General features: G+C 69.3%; 22 protein-coding genes. 12 read left to right on the forward strand and 10 right to left on the reverse strand.

From position 1 onward, the window contains the following. Nucleotides 1-57 precede the first annotated feature (57 nt). From priS to FN829_RS03605, 4 genes are all read left to right on the forward strand, one after another. Nucleotides 58-1,221 (forward strand): DNA primase small subunit PriS, encoded by a 1,164-nt coding sequence (gene priS, locus FN829_RS03590; protein ID WP_142985634.1) that lies wholly within the window; start codon nt 58-60, stop codon nt 1,219-1,221. Next, nucleotides 1,218-2,231, forward strand: coding sequence for a DNA replication complex subunit Gins51 (locus FN829_RS03595; RefSeq protein WP_142985635.1), 1,014 nt, complete (start codon nt 1,218-1,220; stop codon nt 2,229-2,231). The genes priS and FN829_RS03595 overlap by 4 nt, the downstream gene beginning before the upstream one ends. A gap of 89 nt (nt 2,232-2,320) precedes the next feature. After that, complete coding sequence (locus FN829_RS03600) at nt 2,321-2,968, forward strand: DUF998 domain-containing protein (RefSeq protein WP_142985636.1); 648 nt, start codon at nt 2,321-2,323, stop codon at nt 2,966-2,968. Between the two features lie 23 nt (nt 2,969-2,991). After that, nucleotides 2,992-4,242, forward strand: coding sequence for an MBL fold metallo-hydrolase (locus FN829_RS03605; protein WP_142985637.1), 1,251 nt, complete (start codon nt 2,992-2,994; stop codon nt 4,240-4,242). 45 nt (nt 4,243-4,287) lie between these two features. Here FN829_RS03605 and FN829_RS03610 read toward each other — a convergent pair whose 3' ends face one another. Then, complete coding sequence (locus FN829_RS03610; RefSeq protein WP_142985638.1) at nt 4,288-5,019, reverse strand: hypothetical protein; 732 nt, start codon at nt 5,017-5,019, stop codon at nt 4,288-4,290. A gap of 16 nt (nt 5,020-5,035) precedes the next feature. Then, nucleotides 5,036-5,620, reverse strand: coding sequence for a DUF7344 domain-containing protein (locus FN829_RS03615; protein WP_142985639.1), 585 nt, complete (start codon nt 5,618-5,620; stop codon nt 5,036-5,038). Between the two features lie 456 nt (nt 5,621-6,076). On the opposite strand from FN829_RS03615, the gene FN829_RS03620 reads away from it, so the two are divergent. The 3 genes from FN829_RS03620 (at nt 6,077) to FN829_RS03630 (ending at nt 9,482) form a co-directional block, all read left to right on the forward strand. Further along, nucleotides 6,077-6,808: a hypothetical protein gene (locus FN829_RS03620; protein WP_142985640.1), complete on the forward strand. Its 732-nt coding sequence runs from the start codon at nt 6,077-6,079 to the stop codon at nt 6,806-6,808. 21 nt (nt 6,809-6,829) lie between these two features. After that, on the forward strand, nt 6,830-7,480 hold the full coding sequence (locus FN829_RS03625; RefSeq protein WP_142985641.1) for a hypothetical protein: 651 nt from the start codon (nt 6,830-6,832) through the stop codon (nt 7,478-7,480). Between the two features lie 304 nt (nt 7,481-7,784). Beyond that, nucleotides 7,785-9,482 (forward strand): hypothetical protein, encoded by a 1,698-nt coding sequence (locus FN829_RS03630; protein WP_185955669.1) that lies wholly within the window; start codon nt 7,785-7,787, stop codon nt 9,480-9,482. Nucleotides 9,483-9,667: 185 nt separating this feature from the next. Here the strand turns inward: FN829_RS03630 and FN829_RS03635 are convergent, their stop codons facing one another. Continuing rightward, entirely contained in the window at nt 9,668-9,925 is a 258-nt protein-coding gene (locus tag FN829_RS03635) for a hypothetical protein (RefSeq protein ID WP_142985643.1), read from the reverse strand. Nucleotides 9,926-10,127: 202 nt separating this feature from the next. On the opposite strand from FN829_RS03635, the gene FN829_RS03640 reads away from it, so the two are divergent. Continuing rightward, nucleotides 10,128-10,931 (forward strand): inositol monophosphatase family protein, encoded by an 804-nt coding sequence (locus FN829_RS03640; protein WP_142985644.1) that lies wholly within the window; start codon nt 10,128-10,130, stop codon nt 10,929-10,931. Nucleotides 10,932-10,962: 31 nt separating this feature from the next. Here FN829_RS03640 and hmgA read toward each other — a convergent pair whose 3' ends face one another. Next, nucleotides 10,963-12,183 (reverse strand): hydroxymethylglutaryl-CoA reductase (NADPH), encoded by a 1,221-nt coding sequence (gene hmgA, locus FN829_RS03645; protein ID WP_142985645.1) that lies wholly within the window; start codon nt 12,181-12,183, stop codon nt 10,963-10,965. A gap of 78 nt (nt 12,184-12,261) precedes the next feature. Beyond that, nucleotides 12,262-12,735: a GNAT family N-acetyltransferase gene (locus FN829_RS03650; protein ID WP_142985646.1), complete on the reverse strand. Its 474-nt coding sequence runs from the start codon at nt 12,733-12,735 to the stop codon at nt 12,262-12,264. Between the two features lie 121 nt (nt 12,736-12,856). Here FN829_RS03650 and FN829_RS03655 point away from each other — a divergent pair, with 121 nt between their 5' ends. The 3 genes from FN829_RS03655 (at nt 12,857) to FN829_RS03665 (ending at nt 15,730) form a co-directional block, all read left to right on the forward strand. Beyond that, the gene (locus tag FN829_RS03655) at nt 12,857-13,696 is read left to right on the forward strand and encodes a DUF502 domain-containing protein (RefSeq protein WP_142985647.1); all 840 of its coding nucleotides are present in this window, start codon (nt 12,857-12,859) and stop codon (nt 13,694-13,696) included. Then, nucleotides 13,693-14,133: an archease gene (locus tag FN829_RS03660; protein WP_142985648.1), complete on the forward strand. Its 441-nt coding sequence runs from the start codon at nt 13,693-13,695 to the stop codon at nt 14,131-14,133. The genes FN829_RS03655 and FN829_RS03660 overlap by 4 nt, the downstream gene beginning before the upstream one ends. 88 nt (nt 14,134-14,221) lie before the next feature. Next, nucleotides 14,222-15,730, forward strand: coding sequence for an RtcB family protein (locus FN829_RS03665; protein WP_142985649.1), 1,509 nt, complete (start codon nt 14,222-14,224; stop codon nt 15,728-15,730). A gap of 24 nt (nt 15,731-15,754) precedes the next feature. Here FN829_RS03665 and FN829_RS03670 read toward each other — a convergent pair whose 3' ends face one another. The 3 genes from FN829_RS03670 to FN829_RS03685 form a co-directional block, all read right to left on the reverse strand. Further along, entirely contained in the window at nt 15,755-16,399 is a 645-nt protein-coding gene (locus FN829_RS03670; protein ID WP_142985650.1) for a thymidine kinase, read from the reverse strand. A gap of 84 nt (nt 16,400-16,483) precedes the next feature. Continuing rightward, nucleotides 16,484-17,542, reverse strand: a complete 1,059-nt coding sequence (locus tag FN829_RS03675) for an amidohydrolase family protein (protein ID WP_142985651.1) — start codon at nt 17,540-17,542, stop codon at nt 16,484-16,486. A 144-nt stretch (nt 17,543-17,686) separates the two neighbouring features. Beyond that, nucleotides 17,687-18,928: an HD domain-containing protein gene (locus FN829_RS03685; protein WP_142985652.1), complete on the reverse strand. Its 1,242-nt coding sequence runs from the start codon at nt 18,926-18,928 to the stop codon at nt 17,687-17,689. Nucleotides 18,929-19,058: 130 nt separating this feature from the next. Between FN829_RS03685 and FN829_RS03690 the strand changes: the two genes are divergently transcribed. Continuing rightward, nucleotides 19,059-19,460 carry a universal stress protein gene (locus FN829_RS03690; protein ID WP_142985653.1) on the forward strand — a complete coding sequence of 134 codons (402 nt, stop codon included), beginning with the start codon at nt 19,059-19,061 and terminating at the stop codon, nt 19,458-19,460. A gap of 30 nt (nt 19,461-19,490) precedes the next feature. On the opposite strand, the gene FN829_RS03695 is transcribed toward FN829_RS03690, so the two are convergent. Together FN829_RS03695 and FN829_RS03700 are read right to left on the reverse strand one after the other, a co-directional pair. Beyond that, nucleotides 19,491-20,729, reverse strand: a complete 1,239-nt coding sequence (locus FN829_RS03695; RefSeq protein ID WP_142985654.1) for an HD domain-containing protein — start codon at nt 20,727-20,729, stop codon at nt 19,491-19,493. Beyond that, nucleotides 20,726-21,304: a helix-turn-helix domain-containing protein gene (locus FN829_RS03700; RefSeq protein WP_142985655.1), complete on the reverse strand. Its 579-nt coding sequence runs from the start codon at nt 21,302-21,304 to the stop codon at nt 20,726-20,728. The genes FN829_RS03695 and FN829_RS03700 overlap by 4 nt, the downstream gene beginning before the upstream one ends. Nucleotides 21,305-21,357 lie beyond the last annotated feature (53 nt).

Genomic DNA, 21,357 nt, shown 5'->3' on the forward strand with positions numbered 1-21,357 from the left:
ATCGGCTCGACCGCGAGCGACACGCCTATACGGCGACCGCGGATACTGGGTGGAACGATGGACGATCGGACGCGCGAGTACCTCCGGGGTCGGTTCGGCGACTACTACCGGGAGATCTCGCTGTCGCCGCCGCCTGACGCCCACCTCCGCGAGTGGGGACACATCCCGTGGACGCCCGGTGCGGGCACGACGATGGTCCGCCACCAGTCGACGTACGACCTGGGCGACCTCGACACGTTCTTTTCCGACAACGCCCCGCGACACGCGTACTTCTCGGCCGCCAGGTACGACGATCCGGGCGCGTCGACCATGTCGAAGAAGGGGTGGCGCTCGGCCGACCTCGTCTTCGACCTCGACGCCGACCACCTCCCGGCCGTCGACCCGGAGGAGGCGACCTACCGGGAGATGCTCGAGGCGTGTAAGGAGGCCCTCCTGCGGCTGCTCGATTTCCTCGAGAACGACTTCGCGTTCGAGGACCTCTCGGTCGTCTTCTCCGGCGGACGCGGCTACCACGTCCACGTCCGCGACGAGTCGGTCCGGGAACTGGGAAGCGAGGCGCGCCGGGAGGTCGTCGACTATGTCCGCGCGATAGACCTCGACGTCGACGGGCTGATCCGCACCGTCTCCGACCGCGGAACGACGAAACGCGTGCTCCGCACCGAGGGCGGGTGGGGCGCGCGCGTCCACGAGGCACTCGTCGAGTACGCCGACGACCTGCGCGAGATGGACGACGCGGAGGCCCGCGAGCGGCTCATGGAGCTCGACGGGATCGGCGAGGGCCGCGCGAAGACGATACTGGGCGCGTTCGACCGCAATCCCGACGCGGTCCGCGAGGGGAACGTCGAGGCCGGCGGGCCGGGCGTGCGCCGGCTCGTCTCCGCGCTCGCCGCCCGCGTGGCCGCGACCGACGCCGCCCCGATCGACGAGCCGGTGACGACGGACACGCGCCGGCTCATCCGCCTGCCCGGAACGCTTCACGGCGGGTCGGCACTCGTCGTCACGCCCATCGCACGCGACGAACTCGACGCGTTCGACCCGCTCCGAGACGCGGTCCCCGACCGCTTCATCGGCCGCGACATCCGGGTCGAGGTCGACGAGAACGCGACGGTAGAATTAAACGGCAAGAGGGTCTCAGTCCAAGCCGGCGAGAACACCGTACCCGAGTTCGCGGGCGTCTTCCTGATGGCCCGCGGCGAGGCGCGGAAGGCCCCCGAACGATGAATCTGGACGAACTGCGCTCGGTACAGGCGAAGGAACGCCGCAAGGACAGCCTCCAGCACCTGCGGGACGCCTTCTACGACGACGTCGCCGCGTACGTCTCCGACCTGCGTGCCGCGCGCGACCGGCGCGCGGAGCAGGTCGAAAACCCCTTCTCGGACGACGACGTCCGGCGGATGTCCGACGAGCTCGAGACCGCCGAGGAGGTCGCGGAGGCGCTGTACGAACGGCGCGTCGGCAAGGTGGTCAAGCTCGCGTCGTTCGCGGCGGCGGAGATGTCCGTCGAGACGGAGGGGATGACGACCCAGGAGCGCGCGCTCTTCGACGACCTCGTCGCCCGCATCCGCGAGAACAAGTCCGAGGTGCTCGCGACGCTGGCCGGCGATCCGCCGTCCGCGGGAGGCGACGAGACAGCTCCGGCCTCCGAAAACGGCGACGCCGCCGGCGAGTCGACGGGAACGCCCGACTCGTCTCCGAGTCCGGAAACCGCCGGCGACCCGGATCCGCGGGAGGCGGAAGACGCCGTCCCGCCGGAGGCGGACGAACCGGTCCCACCGGAAGCCGACCCGTCCTCGGACGTGCTTGCGGGAGCGATGGGCGGCGCTCCGACGGGATCGACCGACGGCGGCCCTCGCTCCGATCTGGCCGATCCGACCGAGTCGAACGCGCCCGCGACCGACGCGGAACCCGGTGCCGCGAGCACCGACGGCGGCCCGACGCCAGTGGATCCCGATCCCGCGCCACCCGGCGCGCCGGGTGCGGCCGGATCGGTCGACGGGGAGCCGTCGTCGTCGGCGAACGGACCGGACCCGTCCGAGGACGAGTCGTCGTCGACGGCCGACGCCGACGCGCCGACGATCGACCGCGAGACGGTCAGGATCACCCGCGACGTCGGCGAGATATTCGGCGTCGACGAGCGCGAGTACGACCTCGTGAGCGAGGACGTCGTCACGCTCCCCGCCGCGAACGCGACGCCGCTCGTCGAGCGGGACGCCGCCGAGCGGATCGAGTGACGCCGGCACCGGACCGCTCCGACACCAGGCCGCTCCTCACGCTCCACCACCGAGCCGACTTTTAACACGTCGTCGGACAGTGTTCGATCATGGACGACGGCCGACCGGCGGGCGGGCCGATCGAGGACCCGTCTCCGACCGCCGCCCGCCTCCTCGGCGCGATAGCGACGCTCGCCGCGCTGGGCGGGATCGCCCTCGCGATACGTCTCGACCCGACGTTCTCGTGGACGACCGACGCGCTCTCGAACCTCGGGACCCGCGAACGGAGCGCTCCGGTCTTCAACGGTGGACTGATCCTCGGCGGGCTCGCCGGGATCGGCTACGCGGCTGGGCTGTGGGTCCGCGAGCGGGAGAGCGCGTCGATCGCCGTGGGCCGACTTCGGGCGGTCGTCTTCGCGTTCGCGATGGTCGCGATGGCCGGCGTCGGCGTCTTCGACCTCACCCGTCCGCTCCACGGTCCGGCGGCGGTCGCGTTCTACCTGCTCGTCACGGTCGCCTTCGGGATCGACGGGCTGGCGCGGTGGGGAGACCGTACCGGCCGGGTCGCGCTCGCGTTCGTCCCGGTCCACGTCGCCGTCTGGGCGACGTTCCTCGCGGGATTCTGGCCGGTGACGGGGCTCGCACTGCCGGAGCTGCCGGGCGCGCTCATGCTCGCGGCGTGGGTGTGGCTCGTCGGCCCCCTGCCGCTGGTCCGTCCGCTTCCAGTCCTCGGTGGCGGCGGGACCGACGGACACTAACGGGGTCGTGGGCTACGGACGCCATGGACGTCGAGTTCCTCGGCGGGGCCCGCGAGGTCGGCCGGAGCGCGATCCTCGTCGACGACTCGCTGCTCCTCGACTACGGCCTGCTGACGGCCGACCCGCCGCGGTACCCGATCCGCGAGCCCGAGCCCGACGCGGTCGTGGTCTCGCACGGCCACCTCGACCACGTCGGCGCGGTGCCGGCGCTGTTGAAGGGCAACCGGCGACCGCCGATCCACTGGACGCCGCCGACCGCCGACCTCGCGCGGGTCCTCGCACGCGACACGCTGAAGCTCCACGGGAACAGCCCGCTCTGTCCCTTCTCCGAGGAACACGTCGCGCGGCTCGGCGAGGTGGAGGTACGCCACGGCTACGGAGAGCCGTTCTCGGTCGCCGAGGGGGTCGACGGCGGCGGATACGAGGTGACGCTCCTCAACGCCGGCCACGTCCCCGGATCGGCGCACGTGCTCGTGGACGACGGCGACACCCGCCTGCTGTACACCGGCGACTTCCACACCGACGATCAGCGGCTGGTGTCGGGGACGACGGCGCGGCCCGACGCCGACGTCGTGATCTGCGAATCGACTTACGCGGACGTGACCCACGAGGAGCGCGCGGCGGTCGAGGCGCGCTGGGCCGATCGCGTGCGGACGACGATCTGGGAGGGCGGCACCGTCGTCGCGCCCGCGTTCGCGATCGGCCGGACCCAGGAACTGATGCTCGTCGCCGCCGCGAACGACCTGTCGCCCTACGTCGACGGGATGGGAAAGGAGGTGACGCGGCTGCTCCGCCGGCACCCGGAGTTCCTCCGCGACCCCGAGGCCCTCCGACGGGCGAAGGGGGCGGCGCGGTTCGTGACGGGGCGGGACGGCCGGCGCGAGCGGATCGCCGGCGACAACGCCCTCGTGATCACCACGAGCGGGATGCTCGCCGGCGGGCCGGTCCGCTCGTACCTCCCGGCGATCCGGGCGAACCCGACGAACGCGGTGACGCTGACGGGCTACCAGGTCGAGGGGACGCCCGGTCGGGAGCTACAGGAACGTGGCCGGATGGAGCTGAACGGGCGGGTCCGTCCCGTCAGCGCGCGGATCGATTCCTTCGACTTCTCCGCGCACGCGGACCGCGGGGGACTGGAGTCGTTCCTCGACGACTACCGCGACGCGCGGGTGCTGGTGAATCACGGCGACCGGTGTGAAGCCTTCGCCGAGGACCTCCGGGCGGACGGGTTCGACGCGAGCGCACCGGTGTTAGGCGAACGAATGGAGTTGTAGGCGGAACCGGTTCGACGGGAGCGTGCGTACGCCGCAGTCGAGTCGTTAACCCGCGGAAGGGTCGGGAGCGCGCTTTTCGATCCCGTACTCGGGGATCCGAACCATCTGGATCCGTCCCGAGACGTGTCCTCCGTTCCGCACCTTCCCGCCCGGGGCGTGAACGGTAGTGTTCTGAATTCCCTGATTCGTTACCACTTCGACGTCGAGCGGGTAATACCGCTCCGGACCGTTGATCCGGGCGTTACCGTTTCCGTTGCCCTTGCCGACGAAGTCGACAGTGATCTGATCGGCGGGCGAGAGACACGTCACGGTGTGGGTCCGTTCCAGCGAGACGCTCGTCCCGCCACCGCTCCCGTCCGCCTCGAAGGAGAGTTCGACGTCCGCTTCGGCGGAACAGGACAGGGTGACGGTCACCGGGCTCGCGTTACCCTCACCGAGTTCGTCGGGCGCGGTCGTCGATTCGATCGACGCGTCGACGTGCTCGGCGTTCGCGATCGAGACGTCGACGTCGAACCGATCGAGGGAGTCGCCGAACCGGTTTCGGTACTCGACCACCGCGGTCGGCTCTCCGCTGCCGGTCGCGTTCGCGATCGGCTCGTAGCCGAGGTACGCGTTCTCGTCGTCGGTCACGTTGACCGCGAGTCCGCGATCGGCCTCCATCGCGGAGAAGCCCGCGGTGCCGAACACCAGCCCGACCGCCGCCGTGAACGCGAGCAGGACGCTCAGGGTACGCAGGGCGCTCGTGCGGGCCGGCGGCGTTCGGGTGATCACGTTCATTGGCGGTCCCGTGGACTCATTCGCGCGTTCGGAGTTCCGGCGGCCTCTCCGTGTTGCCGAGGCGGGTGCGTCGGCCGACGACGTGGTGGACGATCGACGACACGCCGAAGACGGTCACCGTGAAGATCCCAACGTCGAGCGGGGCGAGCGCGGCGAACCCCGGCGTGTCGGTCGCGACCGCGAGAAGCAACGAGACGGCGACGCCAGCGAGTCCGACGTAGTAGAGACTCCAGGGGATCTCCCTGCTTCCCAACACCTCGACGTAGATGTCGAGGTTCTCCAGCGTCGGTGTGGCCCTGACGAGGTTCTCGTCGTCGACGGTGACGATGTCCTTCTCCTCCAGCTTCGGGAGGTGGGTGCGCTGGAGCGTGCTGTACACGTTCCGGCGGTCCTCGTACGTCACCTCCTCCGGCTCGACGCCGACCTCCCAGGCGGTGACGTGCGTGGAGAGTTCGGAGACGTCGAGCGGTTCCTCCGTGCGTTTGAGCGCGTGGATCACGAACCGTCGTCTGCGGTTCGAGAGCACGTCGAATATCTCGTCTTGAGACAGTTCACCTCCGTTCGCGTTCGATCCGGCAGTCGTGTCGAGAGCTGATAGCATTGGTGTGGAAACCTCCTTCCTTTCCCGGCCGACGGTCCCCCGACCTCCGAACCGGTTGATTTCGCTTGTAGCGTGTGGGAGGTGATACCATAAAGTAGTTGGATAATTTATCTGTTAATTTATCAGATCTATCAATAGATGGAGTCTCTCGTCGCTCGAGAGAGGAGAGGTTGAACGGACGTATGGAATCCATACTGGTTCCCTCGCTGATCGTCGATCGTGTATAAACAGTCCCTAACGATCGGTATGGGGGTCCTACACGGCCCGCAGGACCCGCTCGATGAGACCACGAGGGGCGCTTGGGCCACAACGAGTCCGCCTCGAGGAACCGACGAGACAGCCTCGCGAACATGTCGAGGATCTCATAACGAAGTACCTCCCCCCGTATGTGACATCCAAGCACTCCCGGCCCGGCCGTCCGAGCGCGGGGGTGTGTGAACACAGGTGAGATACGACATGGAACGTCGCAAATTCGTGATCGGACTGGGTGCATTGGCTTCAGGAAGCGCGGCCGCGATGGGTACCGGGGCGTTCACCGCCGCGGAACTCGATGGCCGGAAAGCGAATATTGAGGTCGTGGATGACACGGACGGGCTGATCGGTCTCGAAGCAGGTACCAGCCAACTCGTCTCGAATGATGGAGGTGCCAACGGGAACGAACTCGTCATCGATTTCGACGTGGATGGGCCCGGAGACGGTGTCAATCCGAACTCGAAGTACCAAGTCGGCGGACTCGGGGGAATCGGAAATCTCGACGAAGTCCCCGGAAACCCGACGCTGGACACCACCGTCGAGGACGTCGCGATCGACACGGACAGCGATATTGAGGACTACTACGCCTTCAGACTGCTCAACCAGTCCGGGTCGGACCAAGCGATCGAAGTGGAGTACGAGACCAACTCGGACTTCCCGTCGGAAGCTGAAGTGTACATGGTGTCTCAGTACGAGGAAGGGAGCGGTGACCCGGAGCAGACGAGTTCACTTATCGCGTCGGCGACGCCCGATGACCGGGAGGCGAGTATCATCTACTCCGATGACACTGATTACTCGACGGATGTCGATTCGGGGAAGGACGTCAAAATCAGCCTCCTCGTCGTCGTCGATGACGCGGAGACGGATGACGATCTGGGTGGTAATATTGTTGTTCGCGCGGGGAGTCACGACGATTTCACCACCGCTGATCAGTAACTCTACTACAGGGATTCAACCATGAACCGACGTGATGTCGTAGTCGGGCTGGGAGCGCTGGCCGGTACGGGAGCGTTCGCTTCCGGAACCGGCGCGTTCAGCGCCGCGGAGGTCTCCCGGCAGGCGCAGATCGAAGTCGTCGACGACAGCGACGGGCTGGTCGGATTGGTCGCGAACGAAGCGATTTCGGGCGTTCGGATGACCGAAGGCGGCGAACTGACGATCTCGATCGGTGACGACGATCCCGGCGTGAACGTCAGTTCTGTCTACCAGTTCGGGGCGTTCGTCAGTGACGACGACGTAGAGGATATCACGGGAGACACGTTCTCCGTGGTCACGGACGACGATCCTGCCGATATGAGTGACGGCCAGGATTCCCTCGAATCCGCACTCGCCGTCGTGAACCAATCCGCGGAAGATCTCTCTGTCACGATCGACTTCGAACTGAACGACGATATCGACGGCAACACCGAATACGCCTTCGAGCTACAGTCTTCCCAAGGTGGAAACGGTACACGAGAGGGGATCGCGACGAGTCCGATAACCGGTCAGCTCGATACGAAACTGGCTACCGGTGAGTCGATCGGACTGTCGTTCATCGTCAACGCGCTGGAAGGCACGACGGCGGACGAGATCTCGGGGAGCCTGAGTCTCTCGGCGACCGCCGTCTAACAGACGCGTTTTATTTTAATCGTATCCCGTCTTCGAAGTTCACTCGTTCTCAGAGGCGTCAGTAGCCGTCAGATCCCCGCCCCGGAGACGGGTTGATGACTCCTCGACGAACACAACCACGCTACCGTCGGTCGTGCCGACGATCGTCGCCATGACTACGATACCGACGACACGCGATCTACGGATCTCGAGACGACACTGGCTACGAAGCATCCCGAGCATTCCTCGATGCTCCATCGAGGACCGATTACTTTGGTACCCATGGCCCGTTCCCTTTCTCGCAATGTCGCCCCGTGGATCGACGATGCTACTCGTCCTCATCGGAGCGACCGCACTCGTAACCTCCACCGGCGCGGTCGTCCTCGACGGCCCCACCGACCCCCTCAACGACGACGTCGCCCTCCAGCCCGGCGACAACCCGTACACCTTCCTCGACGAGGACGGCGAACTCGTCGTCGACGTCACCGAGGACAACCCCCGTCTCGACACCGGGGGCGTCAACGTCGACGCAGTCAGCGTCGAGGACGACCTCTTCTACGTCGTCTACAACGGCAGCGAACCCGCCGAGGTCTGGATCGAACACGACTCGCAGGCGGTGACGTTCGTGATCGAGGGCCAGCCGGCCGAAAGCGACGGGGAACCGGCGCTCCTGACGTCCGAGGACGAGATCGTCCCGGTAGGTGTCAGGATCGACACCCGCGTCGCCGACCTGATGCCGGGCGACCGTGTCCTCGACGAGGTCTCGGTTCACGCCCGTCCCGCCGAACCACAGGCGATGACGCAGGAGGGCGGCGGGAGTGGTGGAGACGGCGATGACGGAGACGACGATGACGCCTCGTCCGACCCCACGGTCTTCGTGGATTCACCGGCTCCGGACGCCCGCGAGGTCGAGGTGTACTCGGTCGCGGTGGGTTCGGAGACCGCGGTCGACCTGGAGGGACTCGAGATGGGCGACCCCGCGGTCCGGCTCGACCGGCTGTCGTTCGTCCGGAACCGCCCGGACGACGTGGAGTTCTCGGTCGAGGGAAGCGAGGGGCATCCGGGGTCGGTCGCGCCCGTGGACCGCCCCGGGGTCGACCCGCTCGGCTACTACGCGGTCTCCTTCGCGGAGCCCGATCAGCCGATCGAGACGGCGACCGCGGAGGTGATCGTGGACCGTGACCGCCTCCGGGAAGACGGCGTCGAGCCCGAGCGACTCGCCGCCTATCACGAGACCGACGAGGGCGGAGACGAGGGCGACGACTGGGAACTGACCGCGACGAGAGTGATCGCCGAGACCGACGAGGCGGTCCGGCTCGCGGTCGAATCGGACGGCTTCTCCGCGTTCGCGATCGGTGCCCGGCGCCCCGCGCTCGAGGCCGTCGACGCGACTGTATCCGCCGAAACGGTCGCGCCCGGGGATGCGATCACCCTCGAGGTGACCCTCTCGAACGTCGGTCCGGTCCCCGCGAGCGACGAGCAGGTTGCGGTCCGGGCGGTCGACGACGACGGAACTGCGGTCGACGCGCTCGCGGATGGCCCCCTCTCCGTGGACGTCGCGCCGGGCGGGGCGCTCACCCGGAACGTGACCCTGCGCCTCGACGAACCGGGCGCGTACGATCTCGTCCTCGACGACGATCGGCTGGACACCCCCGCGACGGTCGCCTCGCTCGCGGTGCGGGAGTCCGAGCCGAACTCGGAGGAGTCGAGTCCCGGCTCGACCGAGACCGCATCCGACGGCGGGACGGGTCCGGTCGACGGGGCAGACGCGGACTCCGGGACTGAGTCGGGATCCGACGGCACCGCTCCGGAACCGGAACCGACTCGCGGGACGGGGTCCGTCGGAGATGAGTCGGTGTCGGACGGCGGCGGGAGCGCCGACGGCACCGATCCCTCGGTCGAACCGGGACGGGCGGAGCGGACGGAACCGGCCGCGTTCGACCCCGCGGACTTCGCCGGACTCGCGGTACTCGTCGCCATCGTGCTCGCCACGCTGTTCCTCGTTCGGCGCGCCCCGCGGTGACGGGGCGGACGGGAAACGGAGCCCGGAACGAACGTTCGGAAGGGAATCCGGAAAGCGAGGAGGTTCGGGGACACGAGAACGATCCGAAAATCGAGAACGATCCGGAAACCGAGACGGACCGGGAGACGACGGGCTCGAGGGAGGAAATCCGGAGAAACGAAGCGTCGGGACTCGGATCGCGTCGACTACGCGCCGCCGTCGGTGTACGCCCGATCGGCGAGCACGCGCTCCGCCGCCTCGTTCGCCTCGGCGGGAGTCGGGCAGTCGCCGCAGACGACCTCGTCGGCGAGCTCGCCGGCCAGCGTGTAGACGGCGGCCCCGTCGGCGCGGTCGGCGACACGCTCGAACGTCGGCCGGTAGCCGGCGGCGGCGCGCTGACCGATCTCGTCGAGCGAGGCGTCGATGGCGTATTCCAGCTGCCGGACCGCTTCCTCGGGTCTCATATGCGTACGTCCTCGCTCGACGCACTTAACTGTACTCGGATTCGGAACTGAGTTAATACTGCCAGGGTCGGATCCGGCGTCGACCCCGGCACCAGTCCGGGAGTCGGTCCCGGCGACGGATTCGCCGTCGGCCAGGCGTTCGTCGGACCGCCCCGGGTCGCCGGATCGACGTTTATACGCGTCCGGAGGTCGGATCCGGGCCATGACCGACGTAGACGAGCGGGCCGCGCTGGCCGAGCGGGCCGCGCGGGCGGGTGCCCGAATCGCGAGCGACGCCTTCCGGACCGACATCGACGTGGAGTCGAAAGGCGAGGACGACGTGGTGACCGAGGCCGACCGGGCCGCCCAGCGCGCCGTCATCGAGACGATCCGCGAGTCGTTCCCGAACGACGCCGTCGTCGGCGAGGAGGAGGACGCCCGCAAGCGCGTGCCCGACGAGGGGCCTGCGTGGGTGATCGACCCCATCGACGGCACGCACAACTTCGTCCGCGAGATCCGCGTGTGGGGGACGGCGGTGGCGGCCGTCGTCGACGGCGAGCCGGTCGCAGCCGCGACGGTATGTCCCGCCCTCGAGGACGTTTACACCGCCGACGACGACGGCGCGTACCGCAACGGCGAGCGGCTGTCCGTCAGCGACGCGGCCGAGCCCCGACGCGGGACCGTCGACCCGACGCTGTGGTGGGATCACGACTCCAGAGGGGAGTACGCGAACGCCTGCGAGGCGATCGTGACTCGGTTCGGCGACATGCGTCGGCTCGGCGCGGCACAGGTCGTCCTCCCGACGGTCGCCGCCGGCGGGTTGGAGGGGACGATCTCGAACCTCCGCGCGAACCCCTGGGACTCCGTCGCGGGCGTCTTCATGGTCCGACAGGCCGGAGGACGGGTGACGGATCTCGAGGGGAACCGCTGGCGACACGACTCGGTCGGGCTCGTCGCCTCCAACGGTCGCCTCCACGAGGACGTGCTGGCGGCGGCGCGGGCGATCGAGGACGGCGACGAGGGCTGAACGGACTGAACGGACCGGCCCTTCCGCCCGACTACCGGCCCAAGTCCGCGTGCGCCGACGCCAGGTGTCTCGACCCGAGCGCGGCGAGAAGCGAGAGCTCGCCGGCGAGCGCGCCGACCGCGATCGCCTCCGCGAGCGCGTCGGCGTTGCTGCCGGCGGGGTCGCCGCCGCCGCGGACGCCGAGCACGTCGAGGCCGGCCGCCTGCGTCGGGAGCTTCGTGCCGCCACCGACCGTCCCGACCTCGAGGCTCGCGATCGACACCGAGACGTAGAGGTCGCCGTCGGCGGTCGCCTCGGCCGTGGTGATCGCGTTCGACCCCTCGACGACCTGGGCCGCGTCCTGGCCGGTCGCGAGGAACATCGCCGCCACCGCGTTGGCGACGTGGGCGTTGAAGCCGAGCGAGCCCGCCTTCGCGGATCCGACGTGGTTCTTGCGCGTGTTGATCTCGGCTATCGCCACCGGCGTCGTGTGGAGCCGCTCCTCGACGACCTCGCGGGGGATCTCGACGTCGGCGGTCACCGACCGCCCCCGTCCCTCGACCGCGTTGACCGCGGCGGGCTTCTTGTCCGAACAGAGGTTCCCCGAGAGCGCGACCAGCTCCGCGTCGGTCTCCGCCTCGACGACGTCGCAGGCCTCGCCGGTCGCGATGGTGACCATGTTCATCCCCATCGCGTCCTTCGTGTCGAAGCGGAACCGCAGGTAGACGTTGTTGCCGACGACGTAGGGCGTGACGCCGAGCAGCTCGCCGTGGCTCGTCGTCGATTCGGCGGCCTCGCGGAGCCGGTCCTCGTTGTCGCGGACCCACTCGACGAGCGCCTCCGCCTCCGCCACGTCGGCCACGCGGAAGACGGGTGCGCGGGTCATCCCGCTCTTCGTGACGCGGGCCGTCGCGCCCCCCGCCGCGTCGATGACCGAACAGCCGCGGTTGACGGAGGCGACCAAGGCCCCTTCGGTCGTCGCCATCGGCAGGTACCGGTCGCCGTCGAACGCGCCGCCGTCGACGGCCACCGGTCCCGCGACGCCGAGCGGAACCTGGACCCCGCCGATCATGTTGTCGATGTTCGGGTCGGCGGCGGCCGCGTCGAAGGCGTACTCGCCGACGACGTCGAGGTCGGCCCCGGACTCGTCGGCGACCAGCCGACGGCGAACGGTCGCGGCCGTCCCGGCGTCGACGTGGTCGTCCAGCTCGTGGAGCCGCACGTCGCCCTCGCGGACGCGCTCGAGGAGGTCCTCGACTGTGGGATCGGTCATGTTCGCGTCTCCTCGCGGCGGGCGCTAATGCGTGTCGGTTCGGGTACTTAGCGGGACGAGGGACGGTCGTAGATATTCCTACCCGCGGACGAACTCCGAGAGCCGTTCGCGGAGGCTGTTCGGCCCCAGCGTGAGGTAGTAGGCGTCGCCGCCGTCCTCGTAGTAGCCGTCGATCCGGCGTTTCACCTCGAAGCCGATATGTTCGTAGAAGCCGAGCGCCCGCTCGTTGGTGCTCCGCGCGTGACACGAGACGGACTGATACTCCTCGGCGACGTCGGCGATCAGTCGCTCGGCCAGCCCGCGTCCGCGGTGGTCGGGGTCGACGGCGAGAAAGAGCACGTAGCCGTCCCGGCGAACCGAGGCGAATGCGATCACTTCGTCGTCCTCGAGTATGAGGTGCGTGGTGGACCGGCGATAGGCGTCGGTGAAGAACCCGCGTCGCTGACGGAGGACGCCGTCGACCCGGTGGATCCGCTCTTTGAGTTCCCACGCCTCGAGGACGTGTTCGGAATCGCCGGGCGGGTCCGTCCGTCGCTCCACGTTGACGCTCACTGGGAAAACGTAACACGCCTGTGGAATATAACTCCACCGGCCGCGAACCGATCTCGCGTCGTTTCGATCGACTGACCGAAGCGTACCGAAGCGTTTTGACGGACTCCGCCGTGTCTCCGCCATGGCCGGCGAATCGTTATCGGGTCGCGGGCGACTCCGACAGGCGTTCCTCACGGGCGTCGCCGTGATCGTCCCGCTCGTCATCACGCTCGTGGTGCTCACGATCGCGTTCAACGCGGTGTACGACTACCTCGACGCGTTCTCCTCGGCGCTCGTGCTCGTCTTCCCCGAGTTCACGCTACCGGTCGTCGGGCGTGTCGGACGCGAGCTGTTGATCGAGGTCGCGACGCCGGTCGTTTTCGTCGCGTCGATCGTCCTCATCGGGCTGGCCGTCGAATCCACCCGATACGGGGAGATCGCGGTCGATTACGTCGACGTCGCGATGGAACGGGTTCCCGGCATCGGCTCCGTCTACGAGGGGTTCAGACAGATGAGCGACGTGATGCTGGAGTCCGACGGCGGGAACTTCCGAGAGGTCGTCCTCGTCGAGTTCCCCACCGAGGGAACGTACACCCTGGCGTTCGTCACGAGCGAGACGCCCGAGGCCGTCGCCGATCCGTCCGACGGCGAAGCGATGCGGACGCTCTTCATGCCGATGGCTCCGAACCCGGTGATGGGCGGACACGTCGTTTTCGTTCCCGAATCGCGGATAGTCGACGTCGACCTGACCGTCGAACAGGGGATCCGGGCGTTGGTGACGAGCGGGGTCGCACTCGAGGACGCGACCGGAGAGGCCGAGGGAACTGATGGGACGACGGGCCTCTCCGGCAAGGAGCTGCGCCAGCTGTCCGTGACCGGCCGGCTCGACGAGCGGTTCGACCCGCCCGATCCGAGCGACGAGGCGGCGCTCGACGACGATGACAACACCGAAACCGACCCCGCCCGAAACGACGGACCGTGAGCTACGAACTCCGGGATCACACGGCCGACGTCGCCGTCGAGGCGACCGCCCCGAGTCTCTCGGCGCTTTTCGCAGCGGTCGCGGACGGACTGACCGCCGCGAGCTGTGAGTCGGTCCCCGCGGAGGGGGGCGAGCGGTTCACTCTCCGGGAGGCTGCCGAGAGCCGCGAGGCGCTGCTCTTCGACTACCTCGATCGCCTGATCTACGAGCGCGACGTGCGGCTCGTTCTCCCCGCGGACCACGAGTGTCGAGTGATCGAACCCGATTCGATCGGTCCCGACGACGAGGACGAGCCGACGTACATCGTCGAGGCCGGCGCTCGCGGCGTGCCCCTCGATGCGGTGGCCGCAAGGGAGATCAAGGCGGTCACGTACTCCGAGATGACGCTCGAACGTCGCGACGACGGGTGGTACGCCTACGTCGTCTTCGACGTCTGAACCGGAACGGGGGCGGCGTGCCACCGACGGACGGTTCCGTCGCCGACCACACGTAACGCCCTTCCCCCCCGCCGTCGAACCTCCGCGCATGACCACGCGCGAGTTCGACGGGATCCGCCTCGAGAAGCTTCGAGAGCACGTCTGGGAGATACCGCGCGAGGGCGATATGAACGTCCCGGCGCGGGTGCTCGCCAGCGAGGCGCTCCTCGAGGAGATCGGCGAGGACGACACCCTCCGACAGCTCAAGAACGCGACGCACCTCCCCGGGATGGTCGAGCCCGCGCTGTGTATGCCCGACGGCCACCAGGGGTACGGGTTCCCCGTCGGCGGCGTCGGCGCGATCGACGCCCGCACCGGGTGTATCTCTCCCGGAGCTATCGGGTACGACATAAATTGCGGAGTCAGGATGGTCCGCACCTCGCTGACCTACGACGACGTCCGCGGCCGCGAGGCCGAACTCGTCGACGCGCTCTTCGAGGCGATCCCGTCAGGGCTCGGCGGCGGCGGCGTGATCGACGGCGACTCCGACGCGATCGAGGGCGCGCTCTCCCGCGGCGTCGAGTGGGCGGTCTCGGAGGGGTACGGGATCGAGAGCGACCTGGCGCACTGCGAGGACGAGGGGCGACGGCCGGACGCCAAGCCGGAGTACGTCTCCCAGAAGGCCACGGATCGGGGGCGCAACCAGATGGGTTCGCTCGGCTCCGGCAACCACTTCCTCGAGGTCCAGCGCGTCACCGACGTCTTCCGCGAGGAGGTCGCCGAGGCGTACGGGCTCTCGGAGGGGCAGATCGTCGTCCTGATCCACTGCGGGAGCCGCGGGCTCGGCCACCAGACGTGTAACGACTACCTCCGGCGGATCGAGCGGGAGCACGCCGATCTCCTCGAGTCGCTACCGGACAAGGAGCTCGCGGCCGCGCCCGCCGGGTCCGAGCTGGCCGAGGAGTACTACGGCGCGATGGGCGCGTGTATCAACTTCGCGTGGGTGAATCGCCAGCTCATCACCCACCGGACGCGCGAGGTGTTCGGCGACGTCTTCGACGCCGATCCGATCGACGACCTCGGGATGGAGCTTTTGTACGACGTGGCCCACAACATCGGTAAGAAGGAGACCCACGAGGTCCCCGTCGGCCCCGACGGCCGTCCCACCGTCGCCGAGGACGCGGTCGACCGCGCCGACCGCGAGCTGTACGTCCATCGCAAGGGGGCGACGCGCGCGTTTCCCGCGGGCCGCGAGGAGGTCCCCGAGGCGTACCGCTCCGTCGGCCAGCCCGTTATCATCCCCGGCAGCATGGGCGCTGGGTCGTACGTGCTCCGCGGCGGCGCGGAGTCGATGTCGGTCTCGTTCGGCTCCACGGCCCACGGGGCCGGCCGGCTGATGAGCCGGACACAGGCGAAACAGGAGTTCTGGGGCGGCGACGTACAGGACGACCTCGAGCGCGAACAGGCGATCTACGTGAAAGCCCAGTCGGGCGCGACCGTCGCCGAGGAGGCCCCCGGCGTGTACAAGGACGTCGACGAGGTGGTCCGTGTCAGCGACGAACTCGGCATCGGCGACACGGTCGCCCGCACGTTCCCGGTGTGTAACATCAAGGGGTGATCGACGCCCGAGGGGACACCCGAGTCAGTCGTCGACCGCGCTCTCCCCGCCGACCCGCCCGGGGCGCTCGCTCCGCTCTTCCCGTTCGCCGGTCCGGAGCACGTGACAGTCGCGACACCGGGCCTCGTAGGACTCCTCCGCGCCGACGAGGATCGTCGGGTCCTCGGCGTGGGCGGGTTCACCCTCGATGAGCCGCTGGTTCCGGGTGGCGGGCTCGCCGCACACCGTACAGATCGCCCGGAGCTTGTCGACGTACTCGGCGGTCGCCATGAGTCGGGGCAGCGGTTCGAACGGCTCGCCGCGGAACGTCTGGTCCGTCCCCGAGACGATAACCCGCGATCCTCGGTCGGCGAGCGCGTTACAGACCTCGACGAGCGCGTCCGAGAAGAAGTTGGCCTCGTCGATCGCGACGACCTCGGCGTCCGGACGCTCCAGGATCTCCAGCGGGCCGTCCCCGTCGTTGTCGACGACGGTCGCGTCCCACTGCCGGCCGTTGTGGGTGCCTATCGTGGTCTCGCCGTAGCGGTCGTCGACCGCGGGCTTGTAGACGGTCACCGACTGGCCGGCGATCTCCGCGCGCCGCAGCCGACGGAGGAGCTCCTCGGTCTTCCCGGAGAACATCGAGCCGGAGATGACCTCGACCCACCCGGACTGCGTGATCGCGTGCATGGACTCACCGGGTCGATCCAGCGACTAAACGATTTCTCTCCGGCGCGCTCCCCCGACGCGAGCGCGACGGGTTCCCGACCGGCGTCACGCCCGGTGAACCGTCTCGCCGCCGAGAACGACCCGAGAGACGTCCGCGCTCCCCGCACGACGCACGACCGCTCGAACGACGTCCCGCGCGCCCGCGAGGTTGTCGGAGTCGCCGTCGAGCACGAGCAGGTCCGCCCGCCGTCCCGGCTCGATCGCGCCGCAGTCGAGCCCTGCGATCGCCGCCCCGTTCAGCGTCGCCATCCGGAGCACCTCGCGGGCGGGGAGATCGGAGAGCTTCGCCGCGAACTCCATCTCGCGGAACATCGACGGCGAGTCCAGCATGACGTTGTCGGTACCGAGCGCGACGGTCGTCCGCTCGGCGAGCTCGCGGATCGGCGGCACGCCGACGTTCGTCACGAGGTTCGACCGCGGACAGACGGCGACGGGCGTCCCCGTCTCCGCGAGCCGGTCGAGGTGGTCACCCTCCGCGTGGACCATGTGGACGAGGAAGTCCGGATCGAGGTCCATCGCCGGGTCGATGTCCTCGGCGTCGCGCTCGCCCGCGTGGATGCCGAACAGCTTGCCCGCCTCGCGGGTCGCCTCGCGGACCGCCCCGAAGTCGGCGTCGCGAGCGCCCGACGCCCCGTAGCCGTCCGCGACCGGGAGCACGTCGGGGTCGTCGCGACCGAGCACCACCGCCTCGAGGTCCCGTTCGCCGAAGTCGACCCCGTCGCCCGCGAGCGCGTCCCGAAGCGCGCGAACCCCGTCGACGCCGCCCTCGCGGAACTCGAGGAAGGTCCCCGTCCCCGTCGACTCCATGTACCGGAGGGTCCGCGCCATCGCGGCCACCTTCTCCTCGTGGCTCGCCGCGCGCAGCAGGCGGTGTTTCAGCCCGTCCGGCGGCGCGACCAGTTCGTCGAGCGAGAGCCCCGCGCCCGCCTCCTTGGCGATCGAGTCGCCGATGTGGGTGTGCGCGTTCACGAACGCCGGGAGGATCACGGCGTCGCTCTCGGTCTCCCGTTCCTCGATCGCGGCGATCTCGTCCCCCTCGACGACGACGCGTCCCTCGACGGGCTCGAAGTCGGGGCCGCGGAGGACGGTCCCTTCGATGTCCATACGCCGGCGTCTCCGTCCCGAACATAAAACGTACCGGGACGGTTCGGCGGTCACGGAGGTCGCGGCGGTCGCGATCGACGGGGTGGTCGCGGCGGTCGCGATCGACGGGATTGTCGCGGTGGTCGTTCCTCCCGCGACGACGGATCAGAACTCGTCGAGCGTCGTCGGCATCGCCTTCCGGACCTCGATCACGAGCGCGTCGGGATCGAGCCCGAGTACCTCGGCGGCCGCCCGCCCGACCCGATCGGTCGCCGAGTCGGGGGCGTACACGCCGAGCCGCCACTGGTTTCGCTGGGCGACCCGCAGCGCGGAGACGAGCGGCGACTGCCGCTCGAGCCGCCGGACCTCGCCGTTGACCGTCACCCGTGCGGTCGACTCGCGCATCGAGGGCTCCGGCGGTACGTCGAGGATCACGTCCTCGCGGGCGACGCCGGCCTCCTCGGCGATCTCGCGTTCGAGCGCCAGCTCGGTCGCGTGGTCGGCGTCGTGGACGCGGTCGGGGACGTCGCCGTACTCCGCCCATACCGCCCGCTTGTAGAGGTCGCGCTCGTCGTACCGCCGCGATATCTCCGCCGTCGCCGGACAGTCGCGGACCGCCGCCAGGAAGTCGTGATCGTCCATCCGGCGAAGCTCGGCCGCGGTCGTCGCGGTCGCCTCGAGGAGGTCCGCGGCCGCCCGTCGGAGCATCGCCTTCGAGATCCGTGCCACGTGGTGGGTGTAGACGACCGGGTTCATCAACGCCCGGGCCAGGAGGAGGCTCTCCGCCGTCTGGACGTTCCCCTCGTCCAGGACGAGCGTGGGCGAGTCTCCCCCGGATTCGACACCCTCCACGAAGGTGAGCTCCCGGACGAACCGTTCGGTGTCGATGGTGCCGTAGGGGACGCCCGTGTGGTAGGCGTCGCGCACGAGATAGTCCATGCGGTCGACGTCCAATTCGCCCGAGACGAGGCCGGCGTACGTGCCCTCGCCGGCGACGATCCCGGCGACACGATCGGGATCGAGGTCGTGCTCGCGGAGGATCGCGCCCACCTCGCCGCCGTCGAGCAGTTCCTCGACGTCGTCGTGGTACTTCCCGGTCCGGCGGTGGGTGAGCGACTCGAGGTTGTGGCTGAACGGGCCGTGTCCCACGTCGTGGAGCATCGCGGCCGCCTCGATCCGGTCGGCCTGCCGGCCGCCGATCCCGAGGTGATCGAGCGCCTGTCGGGCGAGGTGGTAGACGCCGAGACTGTGCTCGAAGCGGGTGTGGTTCGCGGAGGGGTAGACGAGCCGGACGGTACCGAGCTGTTTGACGTGTCGCAGCCGCTGAACGGCCGGCGTGTCGAGCAGCGCCGCGCCGACGCCGTCGATCTCGATGTGGTCGTGGACGGTGTCCTTGACCGTGGTCATGCGCGTCCTTCGTCGGGATCGGTTAAAAACGCGGGCGTCCGGAGTTGCGGACCGCCCGAGGAGCGGATTCGGTGACGTGAACCCCCGACGAGTACCACGATTTATTACCTAACCCGAACGATCGTGTGCCATGTACGACGTGCTCATCGCCATCGACGACGACGAGGCGCGAGCGACCGCCCAGGCGCGCGCCGTCGCGGATCTCCCCGGCGCGAAAGACGGCCTGACAGCACACCTCTGTCACGTGTTCACGGACAACCCCGAGGGGGCGTCGGTCAACCAGCTCGCGGCGGTCAGACGCGCCCGCGAGGCGCTCGAGGACGCGGGCGTGTCGGTCGCCCACCACGAGGCGAGCGGCGATCCCGAAACCGAGATCGTCGAGGCAGCCGCCGACGTCGACGCCGACGCGATCTGCGTCTCCGGTCGGAAACGTCGCCCGAGCGGGAAGGCCGTGTTCGGGAGCGTCACCCAGGACGTGATCCTCTCGAGTGACCTCCCCGTGTTCGCGGTCCCGAAGCCGACTCCCGAGTGAGCGTGGTGAGCGGATCCGACCGCTCTCAGGTCACTCGGCGACGCGGAGTCCCAACACGTCACGGGCCGCGCCGCGAACCGCGCTCACGTCCTCGACGGGACAGTACACGCCGAGCCGCCACCGACTGCGCTCCGCCGCCCGGATCCCGGCGACGAGCTCGGAGGCGTCCGACAGCCGCTGAGTGATCCCGTCGACGACGACGGCGGAGCCGGATTCCTTGAGACCCGGTCGCGACGGGACGTCGACGACGACCCTTTCGGAGTCGACACCGGCCCGCTCGGCGATCTCGCGTTCGGCCGCGAGCGCCGCCCCGTGATCGGCGTCGACGGTGCCCGCGGGGACCTCGGCGAGTCCGGCCCAGACCGCCCGCTTGTAGAGGTCGCGCCGCTCGATCCGCCGGCCGATATCCGGGACGTGCTCGCGGAGTTCGACGAGCAGGTCGTGGTCGGCCATCCGTCGGAAGCGCTCGACGTCCGTTTCGGTCCGGTCGAGGTAGCGCTCGCAGGCGCGTTCGAGCATCGCGCCGGCCACGCGGGAGACGTGGTGGCGGTAGACGACCGCGTTCATCAGCGACCGGGCTAAAAGCAGGCTCTCCGCGGTGGCGACGTTCCCTTCGGCGAGCACGAGGTCGGCGCTCGCGGGGTCGGAGTCTCCCACTCGGACGTCCCGTCCACGTCCGCCGTCGCCCCGTCCGCTCCCGCCCTCGACGAGCCGGAGCTCGTTCACCAGCCGCCCGGTGTCGACGGTGCCGTAGGGGACGCCCGTGTGGTGGGCGTCGCGCACGAGGTAGTCCATGCGGTCGACGTCCAATTCGCCCGAGACGATCGCTCCGACGCCGCCCTCGCCCGCGATCAGCGCCGCCACGCGATCCGGATCGAGGCCGTTGCGCTCGAGGACGCGGGTGACCTCCCGTTCGGGGTCGGTCAGGAGCCACTCGACGTCGTCGTGGTCCCGGCCCGTTCGTCGCCGGATGATCCCCTCGGTCTGGTGGCCGTACGGACCGTGTCCCACGTCGTGGAGCAGCGCGGCCGCCCGGAGGTGCGCGGCGGTGTCGGGGTCCAGATCGAGCCCGTCGAGCGCCTGCCGGGCGAGGTGGTAGACGCCGAGACTGTGCTCGAAGCGGGTGTGGTTTGCGGAGGGATAAACGAGCCGGACCGTGGACAGCTGTTTGATGTGGCGCAGCCGCTGGAACGCCGGCGTGTCGATCAGCTCGGCCGCGACCGGATCCAGCCGGACGTGGCCGTGGACGCTGTCCTTGATCGCGTTCATTCGTCGACGAGCGTCACGTCGAGGCGATCCGCAACCGCGCGGACGACCGAGCCGCCGACGCCGGCGGTCGCCGCCCGCCCGTCCTCGATCGCGAGCAGGTCGTCCTCGTCGATCCCGAGCTCCGCGGCCAGCTCTTCGACGGTGAGACCCGCCTCCTGGCGGGCCTCGGTCGTCACGTCGCCGTACCCCGAGACGAGGTACGGGAGCCGGTCCTCCTCGTAGCTCGTTCCCTCCTCCTCCCAGTGGGAGGAGTCACCGGTCGCGGCGTCGTACATCTTCGCCTGCTTGTTGGCGATCTCCTGCGTGCGGCTGCGCGGGCCGTCGCTCCCGTCCGCGCCGCCGGGGCTGCCGGAGCCGCTTCCGCCGCCGGAGCCGCCTCCGCCGCCACCGCCACCGCCTCCACCGCCGCCGCCCGACCCTCGTCTCGAGTCGTCGTGCGGGCGGCAGTTCGAACAGACGAGCAGGCGCGCGCCCGCGACGTTCGCCCGTTGGAGGTTCGCCGTCTCGCGTCCGCAGAGCTCGCAGGCACCGCCGCCGTCGTCGCCGCCTCCGTCGCCCGTCGAGTACTTTGGCATACCCCACGTAGCACCCCCGGCGCGGTAAAAGCTGACGGGCCGTCGGGGCCGGT

The sequence above is a fragment of the Halorubrum cibi genome (assembly GCF_900182635.1).
Lineage (GTDB): Archaea > Halobacteriota > Halobacteria > Halobacteriales > Haloferacaceae > Halorubrum > Halorubrum cibi.